1 protein-coding gene is annotated in these 241 nt (G+C 43.2%); it reads right to left on the bottom strand.

Translation table 11 applies throughout. The annotated features are described in order from the left end of the window. On the bottom strand, positions 1–241 hold a 241-nt coding region (locus tag CD127_RS11370; RefSeq protein WP_206168812.1), incomplete at both ends, for a hypothetical protein.

Here is a 241-nt window from a genome sequence, read left to right as displayed (position 1 = left end):
TGCTGAGTCTGAAAGACTCTCACTTGTTGATGCTGAATCACTATCTGATGTGCTTGCACTTACTGAATCGGAATCACTTTCACTCGTTGATGCTGACTCACTATCTGACGTACTTGCACTTACTGAGTCGGAATCACTTTCACTTGTTGATGTTGACTCACTGTCTGATGTGCTTACACTTGCTGAATCTGAGTCACTTTCACTCGTTGATGTTGACTCACTGTCTGATGTGCTTGCACTT

It is taken from the genome of Staphylococcus petrasii (assembly GCF_002902565.1).
Taxonomy (GTDB): Bacteria; Bacillota; Bacilli; order Staphylococcales; family Staphylococcaceae; genus Staphylococcus; species Staphylococcus petrasii.
The sequence above is the reverse complement of the archived record's forward strand: the minus strand, read 5'-3'. Positions and strand labels throughout refer to the sequence as shown.